Origin of the sequence: Virgibacillus sp. MSJ-26 (genome assembly GCF_018918075.1) — a bacterium.
Lineage (GTDB): Bacteria > Bacillota > Bacilli > Bacillales > Amphibacillaceae > MSJ-26.
The window spans coordinates 116,092-136,916 of sequence record NZ_JAHLPW010000010.1; the positions used below are offsets into that span (position 1 = coordinate 116,092).

16 protein-coding genes are annotated in these 20,825 nt (G+C 36.3%); 6 read left to right on the forward strand and 10 right to left on the reverse strand.

Features of this window, described 5'->3' with window-relative positions:
• Positions 1-9 precede the first annotated feature (9 nt).
• The 9 genes from KQI49_RS11125 to gpmA form a co-directional block, all read right to left on the reverse strand.
• The gene (locus KQI49_RS11125; protein ID WP_253286801.1) at positions 10-1,725 is read right to left on the reverse strand and encodes a YcaO-like family protein; all 1,716 of its coding nucleotides are present in this window, start codon (positions 1,723-1,725) and stop codon (positions 10-12) included.
• A 3-nt stretch (positions 1,726-1,728) separates the two neighbouring features.
• Positions 1,729-3,189, reverse strand: a complete 1,461-nt coding sequence (locus KQI49_RS11130; RefSeq protein WP_216488996.1) for a hypothetical protein — start codon at positions 3,187-3,189, stop codon at positions 1,729-1,731.
• A 1-nt stretch (position 3,190) separates the two neighbouring features.
• On the reverse strand, positions 3,191-3,931 hold the full coding sequence (locus KQI49_RS11135) for an ABC transporter permease (RefSeq protein WP_216488998.1): 741 nt from the start codon (positions 3,929-3,931) through the stop codon (positions 3,191-3,193).
• Positions 3,925-4,659 carry an ABC transporter ATP-binding protein gene (locus KQI49_RS11140; protein WP_216489000.1) on the reverse strand — a complete coding sequence of 245 codons (735 nt, stop codon included), beginning with the start codon at positions 4,657-4,659 and terminating at the stop codon, positions 3,925-3,927. Before KQI49_RS11140 ends, KQI49_RS11135 begins: the two co-directional genes overlap by 7 nt.
• A gap of 27 nt (positions 4,660-4,686) precedes the next feature.
• Positions 4,687-7,200 (reverse strand): lanthionine biosynthesis protein, encoded by a 2,514-nt coding sequence (locus tag KQI49_RS11145; protein ID WP_216489002.1) that lies wholly within the window; start codon positions 7,198-7,200, stop codon positions 4,687-4,689.
• Positions 7,187-8,203: a hypothetical protein gene (locus tag KQI49_RS11150; protein ID WP_216489004.1), complete on the reverse strand. Its 1,017-nt coding sequence runs from the start codon at positions 8,201-8,203 to the stop codon at positions 7,187-7,189. The genes KQI49_RS11145 and KQI49_RS11150 overlap by 14 nt, the downstream gene beginning before the upstream one ends.
• Positions 8,204-8,243: 40 nt before the next feature.
• Complete coding sequence (locus tag KQI49_RS11155; protein WP_216489006.1) at positions 8,244-8,420, reverse strand: thiazolylpeptide-type bacteriocin; 177 nt, start codon at positions 8,418-8,420, stop codon at positions 8,244-8,246.
• Between the two features lie 303 nt (positions 8,421-8,723).
• Entirely contained in the window at positions 8,724-9,467 is a 744-nt protein-coding gene (locus KQI49_RS11160; protein ID WP_216489008.1) for an acyl-[acyl-carrier-protein] thioesterase, read from the reverse strand.
• A 220-nt stretch (positions 9,468-9,687) separates the two neighbouring features.
• Positions 9,688-10,368 (reverse strand): 2,3-diphosphoglycerate-dependent phosphoglycerate mutase, encoded by a 681-nt coding sequence (gene gpmA, locus KQI49_RS11165; RefSeq protein ID WP_371817563.1) that lies wholly within the window; start codon positions 10,366-10,368, stop codon positions 9,688-9,690.
• Positions 10,369-10,783: 415 nt separating this feature from the next.
• On the opposite strand from gpmA, the gene yiaA reads away from it, so the two are divergent.
• Positions 10,784-11,254 (forward strand): inner membrane protein YiaA, encoded by a 471-nt coding sequence (gene yiaA, locus KQI49_RS11170; protein WP_216489050.1) that lies wholly within the window; start codon positions 10,784-10,786, stop codon positions 11,252-11,254.
• A 679-nt stretch (positions 11,255-11,933) separates the two neighbouring features.
• Here yiaA and KQI49_RS11175 read toward each other — a convergent pair.
• Positions 11,934-13,286, reverse strand: a complete 1,353-nt coding sequence (locus KQI49_RS11175; protein ID WP_216489010.1) for an FAD-binding oxidoreductase — start codon at positions 13,284-13,286, stop codon at positions 11,934-11,936.
• A gap of 189 nt (positions 13,287-13,475) precedes the next feature.
• Here KQI49_RS11175 and KQI49_RS11180 point away from each other — a divergent pair, with 189 nt between their 5' ends.
• From KQI49_RS11180 to KQI49_RS11200, 5 genes are all read left to right on the forward strand, one after another.
• Positions 13,476-14,426 carry a M23 family metallopeptidase gene (locus KQI49_RS11180; RefSeq protein WP_253286802.1) on the forward strand — a complete coding sequence of 317 codons (951 nt, stop codon included), beginning with the start codon at positions 13,476-13,478 and terminating at the stop codon, positions 14,424-14,426.
• 155 nt (positions 14,427-14,581) lie between these two features.
• Positions 14,582-16,297: a pyruvate oxidase gene (locus KQI49_RS11185; protein ID WP_216489012.1), complete on the forward strand. Its 1,716-nt coding sequence runs from the start codon at positions 14,582-14,584 to the stop codon at positions 16,295-16,297.
• Positions 16,298-16,735: 438 nt separating this feature from the next.
• Positions 16,736-17,485, forward strand: a complete 750-nt coding sequence (locus KQI49_RS11190) for a DeoR/GlpR family DNA-binding transcription regulator (RefSeq protein WP_216489014.1) — start codon at positions 16,736-16,738, stop codon at positions 17,483-17,485.
• Positions 17,482-18,405 (forward strand): 1-phosphofructokinase, encoded by a 924-nt coding sequence (gene pfkB / locus KQI49_RS11195; protein WP_216489016.1) that lies wholly within the window; start codon positions 17,482-17,484, stop codon positions 18,403-18,405. The genes KQI49_RS11190 and pfkB overlap by 4 nt, the downstream gene beginning before the upstream one ends.
• A 2-nt stretch (positions 18,406-18,407) precedes the next feature.
• Positions 18,408-20,309, forward strand: a complete 1,902-nt coding sequence (locus KQI49_RS11200) for a PTS fructose transporter subunit IIABC (protein ID WP_216489018.1) — start codon at positions 18,408-18,410, stop codon at positions 20,307-20,309.
• Positions 20,310-20,825: the final 516 nt, after the last annotated feature.

Consider the following 20,825-nt stretch of genomic DNA (forward strand, 5'->3'; position numbering starts at 1 on the left):
GTAATCCTCCTATGGAAAAGGATGTGGGTTATTTTCTATCCAGTTTATATCCAACTCACCCCGACTTTTAAATCGTGTTGCTTTTTCTAAACGTGGGTACACAACCCGTTTATGCTGATGCCCAAAAGTCATTGTTAGTATTTCTGGAACAATGTACTTGACATTAACAAACCCTGTAGTCGTTAAATTAGGATTTTTCACAGCTGCACGATAAACTTTTGATGAAATCGTTAATAACTGTTCATGAAGTCGTTCAATCACTTCTGCTGCTCGACCGGTATAATCATCATAATAATCCTCCATTTTATCTAGTTCTGCAGAATATGTTGTATCAAGGGCAAATGATAAAACATCTCGCATTTCTATATTGGAATAAAGAAGTAAATGATCTTCTAACCTCGATACTTCACCTGGATTCTCCAATAAATAATATTTTCTTTTTTGATATTCATCTTTTTTAAAGACATTTTCAAAAACTGAAATAGCAGTTGTTGCCTCGATTAAAGCTTTTTCAATGGCATCTTTTAGGTCGAAGGAAGTGCTGGCTGCTGTATAAAAAGCCATTTCATTACTTTTTGGATTTTCTTTTTCTAAAAGCACCCAAATTGTTGGTATTTTCACTTCCATAGAAACTTCAAATATATGTGCTTTGATTCCTTTTCTTTGAAGTGCCTGTATATAATGATCAATAGCATGTGATTCCATATTCTTCACTTTAAGCCGAACCGGTGGTATTTTCCCATACCATGTAGCTAAAAACGCATCCCTTTCAATTAATTCAAGCATGGCATGTAAACTAGCCTCTTCTAAGGTTGAACCAATCGCACTCCCGTTGGAACTCTCATATATAAAGCGATGCTCACCGGTTACTTGATGTGAGTTAAAATAAATAAGTTGTTCCGGAATTAATACATTTTCATCTTTATGAACTGCCTCAACCTCGCTATAGTAAATCGGAATATTTTGATTATATTCCTGATCATTCCAATAATTATTAAGTTCCATCATCTCGCCAAGTGTCAAATCAATCTTTTCTGATTCATCTTCTTTCAAGGGCTTTCTTTCTTTTGAATGATATGGAAAAGCAGTCGCATATCTTTCCATTGATTCCAAAATAGATGTGTATTTGGATGTATCGTATTTTGCTGTTCGTCCGAATGACAGCATTGAAATATCTTTATACAATACCTCGGATTGTACCATTGGAGTAGCATAAGAATCTCCGGTTCTAACTAATTGGTTTATTAAAGAAGCTTTAGAAGCGTATAAAAGTGTCTTAAATTTTTCAATGCGAGATTTCACCTGGTTAAATGATTCAAGTCGTAAATTACTTTTCGTAAAAACACCATTAGCCTTCTTATGGGTCACGTCAACATGATCATCTGAGCAAACGGCACAATCATCTCTTTTAAATGTACTGTATATCTCTATTTCATTTGTTTCCCGGTCTAATATATAGACATTAGGTGTATCCTTATTTGCATCTAATTTTTCCGTTAAAATTGAGATGATGTCTTTTTCATAATCACTAAATGATTGAGCATCGCTATATGAAAAATAATGATGATACATTTCGACTTCCTGAAATCGGTCTTTTAAACATTGGAAACAAAAATGCTGTTCATTTCTTCTTGGACCAACAAAAATATACTTCATATTTTGTGATACATGAATCTCTTCTGCTACCGAAGATTGCTTTTGTACTGGCATCATTTGTATCGTCATCTGTTATCCCTCCATTATTTCATAGCCGTAACCTAGATCCTCTAATATATTATTAATATTTAGATAATCAGTCTTAGTAGACTTTTGTTGTGTTTCTATCTTTAAATCATTGAAACCAATCGAATCAACAAGATAATTTCTTTTATCCTCAATTTGGCTAAATGCTGCTTCATGTAATGGGACTTCATTTATATATGCACTAATCCATGTGTAAATAATTAATGGAATAAACTCTTTATTGTAAATAGGATAATCGAATTTATACCATTTATTTGTACTATCATCTCGCAAATAAAACTTTAGTCCGTTGCTCTTGGGTATATCTACCATAAATGTTAACTCAAGGTCCTCTTTTTCCAATAAACCATTAATCATTTCAAACTCAGGAACACTGCTGATATCTAATGTTTTCAAACCATCTGTTTGATTACCTACTCTCTTTTTAATTCGGTGAACAATCTCGGATTCTTGCACGATTGATATACCTTGAGAATGATCTCCTAATAACACTTCATTAAATAAAACTTCTACAGCGAATTTTGCTAGTCTTTCATAATTCACGTCAGCTATATAATAGTTATTATCGTCGTTATTCCTACTCTTTTTCTGGATTGTAAATATTTGGATAGGTAATTGTAAATAATCATTATAATCCTTGTTAAAATTAAAAGATGAAACCTCGGAATGGTGTGTTTGAAGGAATTTTTCTAATGCGTTTAAAGATGTAATAACGTCATCATCTGTTTTAGACACTGTTTTCGTGCGTTGTGATGTTCTCTTTAAGTGAAACTTTTTCTTTTTTAAGACTTCAAGGTTATCTTTAATAATAAAGACAGTCTTGTATTCTTCGAAAGCAGACATAATCAAAGCGTGGAAAATAAATGGTGAAATAATTTTTCCAGCTATGTTTGAACGATCAATCGCTTTCTGACGATCAGGTTCATGGGGAGCAACCACTATCTCATTTTCTTCGTTTAAATATGGCAGATAAGAAGAAATACATCTGTTATCTTCCCATAGTTGAAAAGAATCGATTTCCTCACCTATTTGACATTTCAGATTATTATCGATGCATTTCTTTTCAAAACTAGGTGTTGCTACGTGAAATTTAGGACACATAATTGTAAAACGAGATAGCTTATTTAAATTTTCTTCTGTTGAAAGTAATCCTTTTTCTAACCAAGAATAGTATTCATAAGCACTGTGCTGCTTAAGGATTTCTTTATCAATTTGATAAAGAAATCTCTTGGCAGTTAGAAAATCCAGCAATTTACTATAACGTTTATATGTCTCATAACAAGTTCCCTCATCTAAACCATTTCTTAATTGACTCAACATATTATGAATTTCTAAATAATCATCTTCATTTATTTTAATTTTATACGTTTCTTGCTCCCCATGAAGATAAAGACTATTATCTTTAAAATAGTAACGAATGATATTTTTTGCTTTTAATATACGCATATTATACCTTCTTTCTATTAAGATAAATTACGAATAATGCAGCTATAAATACTCCCGTGATGACTCCAAATGAGATGAAGGTACTGCTATCGAGCGTGAACTGTTGGTTCCATATGTCAATAAAGAGATGATTCATATGGTAAATGGGGTTTATTTTAGCAATGAATTGAACAAAATCTGGCATTTTAGCAACCGGTAGTGAGAAATCACCTGTAAACATCACAACCTGAAAAATTAGGATGGAGAAAATCAGTGCACTCTTCATATCCTTAAACAGAGAATAAACTGCTGAAGATATAACTAGAAGCACCGCGTTTAATAGGATAAAGAATCCATAAGCACTAATGATAACCTTTGGCTCAAATGGTATATTATAAACAGCGATACCAATCACATTAATTAAAATATAACCAAAGCTTGTAATGATCACCGACTTAATAATCCCTGACATAAGAATTGTTTTCTCGGGAACGGGCGATACACTGATACGCTTTTCAACACCTGAAGCCCGGTTCATCACCTGATCAAATCCAAAAGCGAAAAATACTACCGCAAATGTAATTAAAATGATGAATGATGGTGTATACATTTGTGCATAACTTAATCCACCTACATACGTTTCGTCACCAAATAACTGTCCCATAAAAATATATGTTACAGGGGGAACAATCAAAGAAAAGATAAGATAAAACAACTCTCTTGAAAACATAATTAAGTCATATTTTAATTGAGTGGCTAGCATATAGGTTCCTCCTCACCAATTTTTGTTAGATAATATTCATTAATGGAACGATACCCCATTGAAAGAATCTCTTCGGTACGTTTAAACATCTCGTTGACCCCATTGTTAATCAACATTACTTTGTCGCAATACATTTCAATTTCGTCCATATAATGCGTCGTTAAAATGACTGTACCACCTCTTTTTTTGTTATAGTCCATGATGTAAGTCCACAAAACATTTCGCATATGTGGATCTAGTCCTGTTGTGGGTTCATCAAGGATAATAAGCTTAGGTTCTGATAAAAAGGCAATTGCCAAGCTAACTTTCTGTTTCCAACCTCCAGAGAGCTTTTCGAAAAAGGACTTACGATGCTGCTCCAGCTTAAAATCTGCAATAATTTGATTAATATCAATATCTGATTGGTAATAGGATTTGAATAATTTTAATAATTCTTCAACCTTTAACGCCTTATAAAAATGAGTTGGCTGCAGAACGACGGAAATATCTTTCCTAATATCTACAAGCTGTTCCATTGATAGACCTTTTAAATTATTGTTAAATATTTTGACTGATCCATTGTCATAACCTCTAATAGTCATCAGGATCTCCAGGAAAGTTGATTTTCCAGCACCATTTTTTCCTATGACACCAATGACTTCTCCTGCATGCGTTTCAAAATCAATTCCCTTTAAAACTTGATGATTACCATAAGACTTTTCTAAGCCTTTGACATCAATAATTTTCATTTTTAATTCCTCCCAATTCAGGTAGCTTTATACAGTTACAGCAGCAGTCACTTTGTCTACTGTATACTCAACCATATATTCTTTTAATGGTGTTTCTGGACCTGGAAGTGCTTCTTCAATAAATATCTCGACGCCTTTTCCCATGCTGCGCTTACATTCATTAATAAATAAACGAAATAACACTGGAATATCTACGTCAATAAAAATAGGTTTTTCTCTAGCAAACTCATCTTCGTGCTTGTAAAACTTCATGAAAAATTGCTTTGGTAAATTCCTTTGTTGAAAATGGTTTTGTACCTCCTGGTACCGATCAGCGTCATTTATAGAATTATCTATCCAATGTTTAATGTCTTTATGATCTAAGTTCCATCTTTGTCGGTACATAACAACATCGTCAAATGAGAGGCGAGGTAAGTAATCCCTAGTTTTGCCAATTCCATTTACATCAAAATTTAACCTTCCACTCTGAAATAAAAGCAGCATAACTGATAAAATACCTGGAAGGAAAATGGGAACTAAAGATGACTTGTAAGCAATCCTTGCCTCTTTTCCGTAAATATCAAGAAGTTTTAATTTCCGTTTCTCATCATCATACATAACTGAAAAATCATCTATGAATGGGCGACTTTCTTTCTGGAATTGCTGATAACCTATATTTAAGTTAACGCCCTGCTGCTGATTCCTATCATGTATACCACCATTAAATCCGAAAAGTTCATCAATTTCGTAATAATTTTTTCCATTATAGTTTTTTTCAATATAAGACAGGTAATCTTCATCCTCACTACTTTGTTCAAAAAAATCTTTAAATCTAGACAAAAACTTTTCTTGACCATCATAAATTTCATTAACGACTGTGCGTTGGTCATCATTTTGAGTGAACAAAGTAACACTTAATTCACTATGTTCTTTATAGTCCCGTGGTATTTGTTCGACATACTTTTTGATAAGGGGTTTAATATTTAATTCTTCTGCACTTGATTGATCGATTAATTCTTTCAACTCCTGAACAAACTGATCTCTTAAATCATCTAAAACATGTACTTCTTCAGCTGTTGCTTCCTGATAACGGTAATTAATATCTTGATAATATGGATAAAAGTGATGTAAGTTATTAAAGAAAATTTCGTTCAACATGCTGCTATTCGATAAACCAATTGTTTCATCACTATATTCAGCGTGAAATAAACTTGCTAATTCATACTGGACTCGGATATTGACATCGAATAGTAATACGAAATCTGTTACATAGCCAATGAACTCATCTGTTATTTGAGGAGATGTTTCGTCAACAACTGACTCCTTAGATACTATATCTTCGAACAACACCTCATTTCCAAAGTTCATCTTTTCTTGGGTCCACTGACTACTTATCCTACTTATTTGGGCCCATGCTTTCCTTCTTTCTTCTACACTTCCTGTTTCAAATTGAGAAATTGACATTTTTAAAGCAGATAAAGCTGATACAAACTCAGGATTAAGTGAATAGCGATTAAGAAACGAAATCATATTAGTTAGAATATCTCGATTCGCACCAATATTGACTTTTTGAATTAAAACTTTTAATTCAACTAGTTTTTGATAAAGCTTTAACTCCTGACCCTTATAAAGTTTATGTGAAAGTAAATAGTCTTTAAACATGTCAAAAGTGACTTCCTGTTGTTTATTCCTTTCAAGAAAATCAATAACATGGGGATGTAACTGGAACTCAATAAACTTATCACTCGTCTCAAACACTTTTTTCGAATTGCTGGTGCTATGCTGGGAGACATAATAAATCTTTGAGTCTCTTTTCCCAAAGTTTGCAACTTTAGTCGGTATTAATTGAAGTGCTTTTGCATCTTTTCTCAAAAAACCAAAGAACATTTGGAGTACCATTGCATGATTGATTTCTACATTATTTGTACTTTTAGCGTTGAATTTTGGTGATGCAGATCCTATTTTTGTTAAAAAGGAAAATGGACTTGTTTTCATTGAAGTCCGCATCATTAACTTCACCAAAAAGAAATCTAGTTTCTTTAACTTTTTATTATGATTAGCAGCATCTACTGACATATATTTATCAAGTTTTTCATAAATATTTTCATTGAAAAATATAATTGTTTTTAATAACTCTTCATTATCCACCTCTGACTGAAGTACACGTCGATTATTTATTAAAACTTTTTCAAATTGATTTTCAAAAACTGACTCTAACTGTTCTTTTTTAAGTGCTGTTTTTAGAAATAAGTCAAGATCAAGTCCTTCTACCTCTTCCAAAGATTCAGAGTTATACTTTTTTAAGCGTGTCAATCTTAAATTGAAAACATCCCGTTTAAGATTTAGCAAAACATTATTTTTCCTTTTTTTGAAAGCAGCTTCTAGCTGACTCGTAATAGACTTTTTTTGAAGTTCAATATTTTTCCTTAAATGATTCATTTCATCTAATATCTCTGTCAACTTTAAAGAAGTTGAGCGTAAATCTTGATACCAGTTTCTCCCTATGTCGCTGCTACGAAACAGCACCATTGGATTTTTAGTTATTTCATTATATAACGCCAATTTGCTCCCTCCAATTTATACTGTATTTGTCCTCTGTATATCGGTAAGCCATATAAATAAATTGTTGTTTTTTAAGAGCGCTTATTTTTAGGAATGGCAGCGAGATATATAATACATTTATTAGAAACCGATAAGCTGTAGCTGAATCATTGTTAACGAAATCATGCTCTTTAGCATAATTCGCAAATCGATTATGAAAATCGTTATCAAAATTAGATTCAATTGAATTAAATTCTTCTTTAATACGTTCTACATATGTTTGATCGATTATAGACGGTAAACTTCTCTTTATGAGATGGAAGAGTTCCTCCCATTTAGTTAACCATCTTTCAATAAAAGTACTGTACTCTTTTTCAAATTCTTTAATATATGTTTTATTACTTTGATAATATTTTTCAAAAATTTCTTCACTGTAAGATAATTTCTGCTTTGTAGCTAGCTCGAAAAATCCATGGACATGTGAAATGTAAGAGAAATAACCTTTGTTCATGTCGTCTACTTTGTAGGCTTCTGACACATAATGAAACAAAGCTGGAAATGCACCCTGTATTGGTATAAAATTATCTCTAAGATGTAAATATAAATCCGTTAACAGAGGTTGCATATCAAGTCTGATATCATGAAAGAACTCGGTTATTTCTCTGTTGTGATAAAAGAATGAATCATCGACAATGTTAACAGCCCCATGCTTTTCCATTGTCGAAACACTTTGCTTATCTTCCAACTTTGACAATACAGATGCATGCTTTTTGTATTTAATTTTGAGTTTTTCTTCTTCCGCTTGATCAATCGCAATTTTGGCTAACATAGGTTTAAGAGAACCTTTTATTGTTTCAATCTTTGACTGATCCAGCTCTTTATCAAATACTACTTTGATATGAGGACCGCCTTCCCATGAACGCGTTAAATAGTATCGTTCATCTTTTAGCAATCTGTTTGTTAACTCGCTAATTAAATAAGCATCTTGATTTGTATTGTAATTAAAGATATTCAAAGTGTTCATTTTTACTTATCCCCATTTCACATTAATTTTATTGCAATGCTTAACAAGATCCACAGCATGAGCTTGACCCGCATGTTGATGAAGCTGAACAACTTGAAGTTCCACTACTTGCAGTTGTTTCTGGAATAGCCCCCACTTCATCCAAATCTAAAAATTCCACATCCAGATCAAAGCCCTCTTCTAATACTGATTTTTCTACTGCTACGTTTTTACTCATTTGTTGTTTCCTCCTTAGTTTTATTATCTTACAATTCACAGTATAGCCCCTAAAACCTCAGAACAACGTAAATCTTCATAACTCGATTGTTAATGCATGTATGTGTAATAAAAAACTTCAAATCTGACACTTATGAATTCATAAGCGTATAGGAAACATTGGGGTATTTCTAATTATTTCTATAGAGATGCACCATACAAAAATGGGACTGATCCAATGAGCATACATGTGTTCATTGGATCAGCCCCACTATTAAAAAAATTTAAGTTTACAGATCATGACAAAAGCTATAGTATCTTTTCATTACACTGCAATTATCACTGTTTTCGATTTAAATACAGTCTCGTTTGTTTCATCGTTTGTCCCTTCAATATAAATCCCGTTTTTTAATGCATGAGATATATTTTTCTTCATTGTAATCACATCACCAGGCAAGGCTTCATTAGTAAAGTGAACCTCGATGGAATTTACTTTATACTTTTTATGCTCTGACACTGGAAAAGCATCCATAATGAAATCCACATATCTAGCATTATTTAAATGGCCGTTAAAATCAACATCACTGTAGCCAATCATTTTTGTGTAGGCAGTATCGAGTGGATCTGTTGCCCTTAGTTTTTTCATTTTGGCGTCGATTGCTCTTTCCTTAATGATTGTCGGATAGCTGATTGTAACGTTTTGCCCGCGGTCAATCTTACGTTCTTTTAAATTCATAATAATCCATGTGGAAATGGCTTTTATGATGACGTTCCCTTCAGAATCTTTTACAAGAAAATCTCGATCATATGACAGCCTACCAGGTTCTAGTGGCCACGTTTCAATTGTAATCGTCTCTCCTAATTTTGGATGACGGGTGATGTCCACTCTCATTTTCATTAGCACCCAAGCGACACCAAATTCCTTTTCAAGTCGATCAATACTATAGCCTAATTCCTCTGAAGCATCACTTGACGCTTCTTGAAAGTAGCTGAATAGCATACTTAATTTCAGCTCTTTCTTAAAGTCGATATCTCTCCAGTCTATATGGTATTTTTTTGTGTAAATCATGATGGCGTTCCTCCTTCTTGCAAATCAAACGGGGTGACTGTCTCCCAAAGTTTGTATGTAGTCTATTTTATTATCGTACCATAAACCTGCTGGGATATACGACTGGTATATCCATCGCGTAATCCTCAGCGGAAACAACGAGAATGATTATTCCTATTTAAAAAAGCATTCAAACTTAATGAGATTGAATGCTTTTCCTCACTTTTCCTTTAAAGTTACTCTATAAAAAATACTTATCTATAGGTTTTAGTTCTTCATCAAGCTCATAAATTAGTGGAACGCCTGTCGGTATTTCTATTTCAGTAATTGCTTCATCTGACAGGTCTTCGAGATGTTTTATTAATGCGCGAAGACTATTTCCGTGTGCGGCAATAATGACATGTCTACCCTGCTTGATTAATGGCACGATATTGTCCACCCAATATGGTGTGACACGTTCTAATGTCATCTTTAAACTCTCACCGGCAGGAATGACGTCCCGATCAAGTAGCGCATAACGGCGATCATTTTTCGCTTGGTTTTCTTCTTCCTTTTGGAATGGTGGTGTAATATCATAACTTCGACGCCATAAACGGACTTGTTCTTCGCCATATTTTTCAGCCGTTTCTTTTTTATTTAGTCGTTGTAGCGCTCCATAATGACGCTCATTTAAACGCCAACTTTTCCTCACGGGTAGCCATAGCTGATTCGTTTCTTCCAAAATATAATATAATGTTTTGACCGCTCGAGTTAGCACTGAAGTGAAACCAATATCAAATTCTAAATTGGCCTTTTGTAATCTTTTTCCTGCTTCTTGAGCTTGTTTGATACCCAACTCTGTTAAATCAGGGTCTTCCCAACCTGTAAATGTGTTCGACTTGTTGAACTCACTCTGACCATGCCGGACAATCGCTAATTTAATCATAATATGATTGATCATCCTTTCCTCTTTATATCAATATTACTATTTCTTCTCTTGGTAACCTAAATGAGCTTTCCCTTAATATATACCACAAATGATTTGTTATTAAATACGAAAGCAGGAACGTTTTTAATAAATATATTCCAGTTATTAAAGGTTGCTATTGCTAGAACGGGACTTTATAACTATTTACACACTCAATGATTTAGTGCTTAGTGCTCTACCTACTGACTCTAAACTCACGTACAATTAAATTGATTGAAAATTAGTTAATATCCGGCGCAAGCTACACACTAACAAAGCGGGAATTTTAAAAAATAGGCTACTATTTATAAAGAACTTATATATAATGATTGTAGAAAGAACTCTAGGTGTACTTGTAACGGTCAATGGATTAAATGGGGGTGAAGAGTATATGTCGAGTGAACCTGAACTATTCTTTGAAGAAAAGGAAGAAAACGAGTCAAAAATAGAAGTGGAAAGAAAAGAAGGTGAACCAACAGCAGCTTTTATAGGAGCCTCATGGGCAGCTTTAATACTAGGGGTTGCGGCTTATCTTGTGGGCTTATTTAATGCAACAATGGAGCTAAATGAAAAAGGCTATTATTTTGCAATTTTAGTGTTTGGATTATATTCAGCCGTATCTTTACAAAAGTCAGTCAGGGATAAACACGAAGGGATCCCGGTTACAAATATTTATTACGGTATCAGCTGGATGGCCCTGCTTATCTCAATCTTGTTGATGGGTGTCGGTCTATACAATGCCGGGAGTATTATCCTAAGTGAAAAAGGATTTTATGGAATGTCCTTTGCTTTAAGTTTGTTCTCAGCAGTCACTATTCAGAAGAATATTCGCGACACGCAAAGAGCAAGGGAAAGAGAATAAGAAATCTATGACGAAAACAGCTTTCAGATGTATATATGAAGGCTGTTTTCTTTTATTGGTACATATCCCGGTTAAAATCCGATCGGCCTATGGGTCAATAAATCATCACAATACAAGCAATATTGATTTTTCCCCTTTACCTTTGCCTGATATAAAGCAATATCCGCTTTTTCATAGAGCAAATCAAAGCACTAACAATTAAAATAGCAGCTAACTTTAATCGTTTTTTAGATTTCCTCACGTCATTCCAAAGGATTCAGTAGTGTAATAGATTTAGGTAAAATGACCTAGTTTAAGAGTAAAAAAATAACCTTCCCAAAATCTAATACTCTCTCTTACTCCTTTATTATCTAATAACTGGATTATAATACAAGACTTTAGGCTACTTTTAGTAGGAAAATTTGATATTTTATAGAAGTTTTATACTTTATATTATTAGGGGTGTACCGTGCGGCTTTGTCAGCATCTATGCGCCTTTATAGGTTTCTTTGCGTTTTCGTTTGCGGCTATGCGTATTTAAGAATCTCTATGCGTCTTCATATGCAGCAATGCGTATTTAAATATTTCCATGCCCCTTCATTAGTGGCTATAGCCCTTTATTTTGTTCTATAGCCTTTCATTTGAATCTATAGCCTTTCAATTGGATCTATAGCCCTTCAGTTTATTCTATAGCCTTTCGTCAAAAGATCTTCCCTGGATTCAAAATCCCATCAGGATCGAACGTTTTTTTGATAGACCGCATGATGTCAAGCGCATCTCCATGCTCTTGCTCTTGAAACTTTCTTTTTCCTAGGCCTACGCCGTGTTCGCCTGTGCATGTTCCGCCTACTTCGATAGCGCGATTGACAATTAAATCATTCATCTCGAAAGCTATATCTCGCTCTTCATTACTTTCTTTTCTAAACGTAAGCAAAGTATGAAAGTTACCGTCACCAACATGGCCAAATATCCCGCCTTTAAGATTTTTTTCAGAAAGCAATGCGCTTGCATAGTTAATCATTCCGGGTAATTCTGAAATAGGTACACAAACATCCGTGCTAAAGGCATGCCTCCCTTTTAAATGACGGAATGCATATGACATCTCTTGTCTTGCCCGCCACAACTCCTCGCGCTCGGTCGACTCCCTTGCTACTTCCCAGTTCTCACAACCTAAATCTTTCATTAATTCACCTGCAAAAATGATCTCTTCTTCCACTGCTTTTTCAGTACCGGCAAATTCAAAAAACAAGGAGTGTTGCTCGGGATAATGATGGTTGCCATACTCATTGACTTGCTTGATTGTGTTTACGTCCACAAATTCCATCCGCATGACGTTGATGCCACTTAATAAGATCGTCTGTGCTGCTTCCCCGCATGTTTCTGGACTGGTAAATGTGCAGCGAGCAACCACTGTTGATTCCGGAATGCCGTGCAATTTCAATATTATTTTAGTAATGGCTCCAAGTGTTCCTTCTGAACCAACAAATAATCCATTTAAATGATAGCCAGATGATGATTTTTTTGCTTTAGTTCCAGTCATAATCACCCTCCCATCGGCCAGAACAACTTCCATGGCTAAAATCTGTTCTCGCATTGAGCCGTAACGTACAGCTGTTGTACCGCTTGCATTTGTCGCGACCATCCCGCCGATGGATGCATCTGCGCCCGGATCGATTGGAAACATCATACCTTGACGGTTAATATAGTGGTTCAGCTGCTTGCGAGTTAAACCTGGTTGGACGGTGATGGTTAAATTTTCCGGGTTAAATTCTATGATGTTGTTCATCTGTTCGAAATCGATGACAATACCCTTTTGTGTTGGAATGGCTTGTCCTTCCAAGCCGGAACCCGCGCCAAACGGGGTGACGGGTACTTTGTTTTCTCGAGCAATACGCATAATTGTAGTCACATCTTGTGTATTTTCGGGAAAGCAAACGACATCTGGGGAAATTGACGGATGCATGGATTCATCACGACTGTGCCTGACTAGCTCCGTTTCGTTTTGTGTTACTTTATCTTTTCCTAGTTTTTCAATCAATAAATCGATGTACATAACATTCTCTCCAGACGTTAAAATGGTTTATCTTAGTGTTTAATTATACATAACTTTATAGTTTCTTTACTACTTAATATATATGTTTTTTTACTTTTTTGACAAATGGATGATATGAAATCTAAATTATGAAACTTTTTCCTACATTTTACCGTAGTATCTAAGTAAGATGTAATAGGAGGATGAAAGTTGAGATATTTTCAAGTCTTTTTTGTTTTGATTATTTTTTCTATTATACTATTAGCTGCTTGTAGTAATGAAGAAGGTATAAGTAAAGGAGAGGAACCGATGAAACCGAAAGAATTACCTGATGCTTTTTTGGATGATGACTATGAACGAATTTATAGTCATATGAGTAAAGAATTCCAGGATGAGGTGTCTCTAAATGAACTTCGTGATTTAGGGGAAGATTTTCATAGAGGAGTTTCTACATATAAGTTACAATTCGAGCTCCCTTATGGCGATGACGCGAAGCATTATGCTTGGATCGATGATAGTGGTTCGAAAGGTATTTTAGCAATTATTGATGAGGAAGACATTATTCAAGGATTACAAATTATGCCGCTTGCTGCTTATCCAGAAACTGATGAAGCTTATACCAAAACAACATTTCAATATCCCTTTGAAGACGAGTGGTTTGTGTTTTGGGGTGGAACAAATACGTTAACTAACTATCATTACGAATTCGAAAATCAGCGTTATGCTTATGATTTTACGATAGTAAAAGAGGACAATTCTTTTGAAGGCGACCAGACATTAAATGAAAACTATTATGCGTTTGGTGAAAACTACCTGGCTCCTGCTGATGGATCAATCGTTAAAGTAGAAAATAACGTTGAAGATAATGAGCCAGTGGGCGAAATGAATGAGGAGCAACCTTTAGGCAATTTTGTCATTATTGACCATGGAAATGAAGAATACAGTTATCTCGCTCACTTCAAACATCAGTCGATCGAAGTGATAGAGGGCGATGATGTTAAGCAAGGTGATCTCCTAGGTCTTGTTGGAAATTCCGGTAATTCCAGTGAACCGCATATCCATTTTCATGTTGCTGATTCACCTGATCCGACATCTTCTAAAAGTATACGAATAAATTTTAATCAGGAAGAAAAGTTTATCCGTGGAGATTTTATCGAATAACTTAAATACACTTAACAAAAAACACAGACATCTGGTTCTGTGTTTTTTAATTTTAAAACAGCGACGTTTAATTAGGAGCTCTTCTCCCTCCTATGATTACATCGAAATCTCTTAGGGTATTGATAATAGCAGATTAGAATCGAGGAGGATTCAACATGAAAGCAGCAGAAGCGGTAATCAATATTATGAAAGACTGGGAGGTTGACCATGTCTATGGCTATCCCGGTGATTCAGTTAACAATCTAGTAGAAGCTCTTCGGAAACATAAAGAGGCCATAGATTTTATTCATATTCGTCATGAGGAAGTTGGTGCACTCGCGGCAGCCGCAGAAGCGAAATTAACTGGTAAAGTAGGCGTTTGCCTATCGATTGGAGGGCCTGGTGCCATCCATCTACTCAACGGTATGTACGATGCTAAAGCTGACGGGGCACCACTTGTCGTCATCACAGGACAAGTCTCGCATGATCTCGTTGGAACCGATAATTTTCAGGAAGTGAATTTGGAAAGATTATTTGATGATGTGGCCGTGTTTAATCGACGTGTGACATCGGGAAAACAAATGCGCCCTTTATTACAACAAGCATTCAAAGAGGCTTACGCACATAAAGGTGTCTCTGTTTTAACAGTACCTGATGATGTTTTCTTAGAAAAAATCGAGTCCCCCGAACTCCGGGATGCTACGTATACATCTCCGCAACTCTTTTGCGATGGCGCTGATTTAACTAAAGCAGCTGATATGATTGCTAAAGCCAAAAAACCAGTTATTCTTGCTGGAAAAGGAGCATTCCCCGCGCGTAAACAGCTCACCACCTTTGCTGAAAAAGCTGGTGCCCCGATCATTATAACGCTTAGGGGAAAGGGTGTTATTCCAGATAAACACCCATACAACCTTGGGAACCTTGGCCAAATAGGAACGAAACCGGCTTATGAAGCTATGAAGGAAACGGACTTACTCATTATGATTGGAACGTCTTATCCCTATCGTGAATTCTTACCAAAAGATGCCCCAGCAATTCAAATCGATACAGATCCTACACAAATTGGCAAAAGATATCCTGTCAGTCTTGGATTGGTCGCATCATCCGAGCGTGTTTTAGGTTGGTTCAATGATCAGCTTAAGGAAAAAATGGATCAGCGATTTTTAAAAAGCTGTCAAGAAAATATGTCTAACTGGTGGAAACATCTTGATAATATTTCTACAGGTAAAGCCGATGAACCGATGCAAGGCCCACAAGTGATTCGTGCCTTGCAGGAAAATGTTGATGACGATGCTATACTTTCCGTGGATGTTGGCAATGTCACGACTTGGACAACGCGCTTTTTCCAAATGACTAATCAACGTTTTATCGTCTCATCCTGGCTTGCTACAATGGGTTGCGGTTTACCCGGGGCGCTCTCCGCTAAACTGAACGAACCTGACAAGCAAGTTGTTGCGATATGCGGGGATGGTGGTTTTTCTATGGTGATGCACGACTTTTTAACAGCAGTTCAATATGATCTACCTATTACAGTTATCATCTTGAACAATAAAAAAATTGGCATGATTCAATTCGAGCAAGAAGAATTAGGTAATATCCCCTATCAAATCCCTCTTCAAGATATGGATTATGCTGGATTCGCTAAAGCTTGTGGCGGTGAAGGATATCAAGCAACAAATGAAGCTGAACTCACGCAAGCACTCAAGGCTGACAAACAATCAACTAAACCGGTCATTATTGATGCATCGATTGAAGTACGTGCACCGCTCCCTGGTAAAATCGAAATGAGCCAGGCCATCGGTTATTCTAAATATTTATTTAAAAAGTTTGCTGAAAAAGAAGGCGAAAACGACATGCCACCGTTGAAAACAATAATTAAGCGATTGATTTAATTTAAAATGGAAATTTAGAAGAGGTTGGGACAAAACTAAGTATTAGTAATTAAAAGACGAACAATTTTAAGCGAGTGTTATTCGCTTCGGAAAAATACTTCGCTTTCCGCAGGCGCTGATGAGCCTCCTCGAGCTACGCTCTGTGGGGTCTCATCTAAGCTTTTCATCCTGCAGGAGTCTACGTATTTTTCCTACGCTGATTTTAAAAGTGTATATTAAAAGAAATATACTTTAATACGTTCGCTTTTACATTAACTAAAATACTTATCTCCCATCCTCTTTTTTAATGCAATCATAAACATTACCATTCCTAACCCACAGAAAAAGTTTTCTTGATAGTTTATGATTGTAATTGATTGTTCATGATTGATTTTTGAGTTTATCCAGCTTATAATATAGATATACAAATTAAATGTAAGCGCATAAGGAGATGATATTTTGCTAGAATCAGAACGTCATCAAATTATAATAGATCAATTAAAAGTAAATAATACTGTTAAATTAAAAGATCTCGTAAACTTAACTAACGCATCAGAGTCAACCATTCGACGTGACTTAACACAACTTGAAGAAAGAAAGTATCTTAAACGTGTGCACGGAGGTGCTGCCAGACTTCAAGGAAAACTCAGTGAACCGAGCATGACAGAAAAATCATCCAAAAACGTTCACACCAAACAACAAATAGCTGAATATGCAAGTCACTTTATTGAAGAAGGAGATAGCATTTATCTTGACGCTGGCTCAACAACGTATGAATTAATTTCACATCTCCCTAAAAATATTGTTGTAGTCACAAATGGACTTATGCATATAAACAGTCTTTTGGAGAAAGGCATAACAACGTATCTTATTGGAGGTTTTGCCAAACCGAAAACGAAAGCTCTTATCGGAAGAGGTGCTTTTGATAGTCTAAAGCACTATCGATTTGATAAATGTTTTATCGGTGTCAATGGCGTGCATCCTGAATACGGTTTTACAACCCCCGACCAAGAGGAAGCACAAATCAAACAATTAGCTATTTCGTTAACACGAGAAGCATACGTCCTCGCAGATGATACAAAATTTTCTGAGATTGCCTTTTCCAAAATAGCAAATCTTGATGCGGCGACAATTATCACAAATAATTTGGAACCCACTGCTCTAGAACAGTTCAACAATAAAACAGAAATAAAGGTGATTCAGCCATGATTTATACTTTAACGCTTAACCCATCACTTGATTATATTTTGCAACTTGACCAGGTAACATTAGGACAATTAAATCGATCAAATAGTGACAATAAATTTCCTGGTGGTAAAGGAATTAATGTGTCTCAAGTTTTAAAAAACTTAAACGTTCCTAGCACCACACTTGGTTTTTTAGGGGGCTTTACAGGTGAGTATATTGAAAACTATTTACAGGGATTAAACATAAATACGGATTTCATATCGATTGAAGAAGATACAAGAATTAATGTGAAGTTGAAGACCGATCAAGAGACAGAGATTAATGCCATAGGCCCTAGTATCAACGAGAAAAACTTACTTTCTTTAAAAAACAAAGTGAATCAATTAACGGATCAAGATATCCTCGTGCTTGCTGGGAGCATCCCGTCCACCCTTCCTCCGACTACTTATGAAGAACTTGTGAAAATTTGTGTGGACAACGGTACTCAATTTGTTGTAGATGCGGAAGGAGACTTATTGAAAAAAGTACTTCCCTTCCATCCACTCTTGATAAAGCCTAATCATCATGAGCTTGGTGGGTTATTTAATACAACCATTTCATCGCGTGAAGAAGCCATCTTTTATGCTAGAAAACTCATTGATCAAGGCGCGGAACATGTGATTGTCTCTCTTGCTGGAGATGGTGCGGTATTTGTAAGTAAAGATGTATCCTTAATCGCGACAGTTCCTAAAGGTGAAGTTAAGGGATCCGTCGGTGCCGGAGATTCGATGGTAGCAGGATTCATTTCCCAACACCAAAATGGTGAATCATTAAATGAGGCGTTTCTTTATAGTGTAGCAGCTGGTAGTGCCACAGCATTTTCTCTTGGTTTATGTACAAAAGAAAAAATCGACGCGCTACTACCACAAATTGACATTAAAAAATATAGCAAAGGAGAATAATGATGCGAATTACGAAGCTATTAACTAAAGATACTATTCATCTCTCGTTAACAAGCTCAACTAAGCCAGATACTATAGAAGAGCTCGTGACAGTTCTTAATGATGCAGGAAAATTATCAGACAAAGAAACATTCCAAGATGAAATTTTAAATCGAGAAAAACAAAGTACAACAGGCGTTGGTGATGGAGTCGCTATTCCACATGCCAAGACAAAGGCAGTTAAAGAAGCAGCGATAGCCTTTGGTCGCTCCATTGAAGGCATTGATTACGAGGCGCTTGATGGTCAGCCCTCCCACCTCTTCTTTATGATTGCTGCACCAGAAGGCGCAAACGATACTCACTTACAAGCTTTAGCACGACTCTCAACCATTCTAATGCGCAAAGAAATTCGTCAGCAACTTTTAGAAGCAAAAACAGAGGAAGAAATTCTCTCTATTATTGATCATTACGACGATAGTGATGACAATGAAGAAAAAGATGAGGAGCCGTCTGAAAACACATCAGACGACCAACCTTTTGTAGTAGCAGTCACCGCTTGTCCAACTGGAATTGCCCACACATATATGTCAGCCGATTCATTAAAATTTAAGGCAGACGAAATGGGTGTTGATATTAAGGTTGAAACGAACGGTTCAGGTGGCGCGAAAAATGTCTTAACTGAAAAAGATATCCAAAAGGCTGTTGCAGTCATTGTCGCTGCAGATACAAATGTAGCTATGGATCGTTTTGATGGCAAGCATGTCATTGAAGTTCCAGTCGCTGAAGGCATTCGTAAACCTGAAGAATTGATCAATCGCGCGTTGAATCAAGATGCTTCCATTTATAAGGATAACAATAACACATCCACTGACAATCCTAGTGAAAATGACGAGCATAAAGGAAAAAGCGTTGGAGCAACCATCTATAAACATTTGATGAGTGGTGTTTCCAATATGTTACCGTTCGTTATCGGTGGTGGTATTTTAATTGCACTGGGCTTCCTATTTGGTGTCAATGCTCATGATCCGAGCGACCCGTCATACAGTGTCATCGCTGACGCTTTAAATACCATTGGTGGCGGCAATGCATTTGGGCTGATGATTCCGGTACTTGCAGGATTTATCGCGATGAGTATTGCTGATAGGCCAGGGCTTGCACCAGGTATGGTTGGTGGGCTAATGGCTGCCAATAGTGATGCAGGGTTTCTAGGTGGATTGGTCGCCGGTTTTCTCGCAGGTTATTTAGTTGTAGGTTTGAAAAAATTATTTGCCAGCCTTCCTTCTTCATTAGAAGGTATAAAGACTATTTTACTTTATCCTTTATTTGGTATCGCTATAACTGGATTCATCATGTTCTTTGTCGTTAACAAACCTCTCAGTCTATTAAACACTGCGATATCTGACTGGTTAACAGGGCTTGGTACAGGAAATGCTATATTCCTTGGAGTGATTCTTGGTTTAATGATGGCTGTTGATATGGGTGGTCCTGTCAATAAAGCAGCCTACCTTTTCGGTACAGGGTTAATTGCTAGTGGCATCCATGAACCAATGGCCGCAATCATGGCAGCAGGGATGGTTCCTCCATTAGGAACGGCTATTGCCACAACACTTTTTGGCAAAAAATTTAACCAGCAGGAACGTGAAGCTGGTAGGGTTAACTATATTATGGGATTATCGTTTATTACAGAAGGTGCTATTCCCTTTGCAGCAGCCGATCCACTAAGAGTTATTCCATCAATGATGGCAGGTTCAGCGGTTGCTGGTGGTTTATCCATGATGTTCCACATCGGGCTGCAAGCTCCACACGGAGGTATTTTCGTTTTCCCTCTTGTCGAAGGCGGCTGGCTGCTTTACCTGCTAGCTGTAGTTATCGGATCCGTTGTTTCCGGTATATTGCTCGGTTTGTTAAAAAAAGAAGTTAAATAATGACTTTGCTTGAGGTTTGAGGTTTAAGATTTTATAAAAAAGGGTTCTAATCATTCTTTCTAAGATGATTAGAACCCTTTATTTAAAGCAATTTAAAAGAATTGAGATATATTTTCGTCTATGCGTCGTTGCTACGGGCTATGCGGCATTCTTGACGGCCTATGCATCGTTGTTCTGGTCTATGCGGCGTTGTTTCCGGTTATGCGCTGTTGTTCAGTTCTATGCGGAGTTGTTTCAGGCTATGCGCTATTTTCCAGTCCTATGCGTCGTTATTCCGGTACTATGCGCCGTCATTCCGGTCTATACACCGTCATTCCGCTCTATGCGCCTTCCTTCGGGTCTATGCGTCCGTCATTCAGTTCTATGCGCCGTCATTCCGCTCTATGCGCCTTCCTTCGGGTCTATGCGTCCGTCCTTCAGTTCTATGCGCCGTCATTCCGATCTATGCGTCGTCCTTCAGTTCTATGCGCCGCCAACAATTCTAAGTAAAAAATTCAATTTTTGTATTAATCTGAT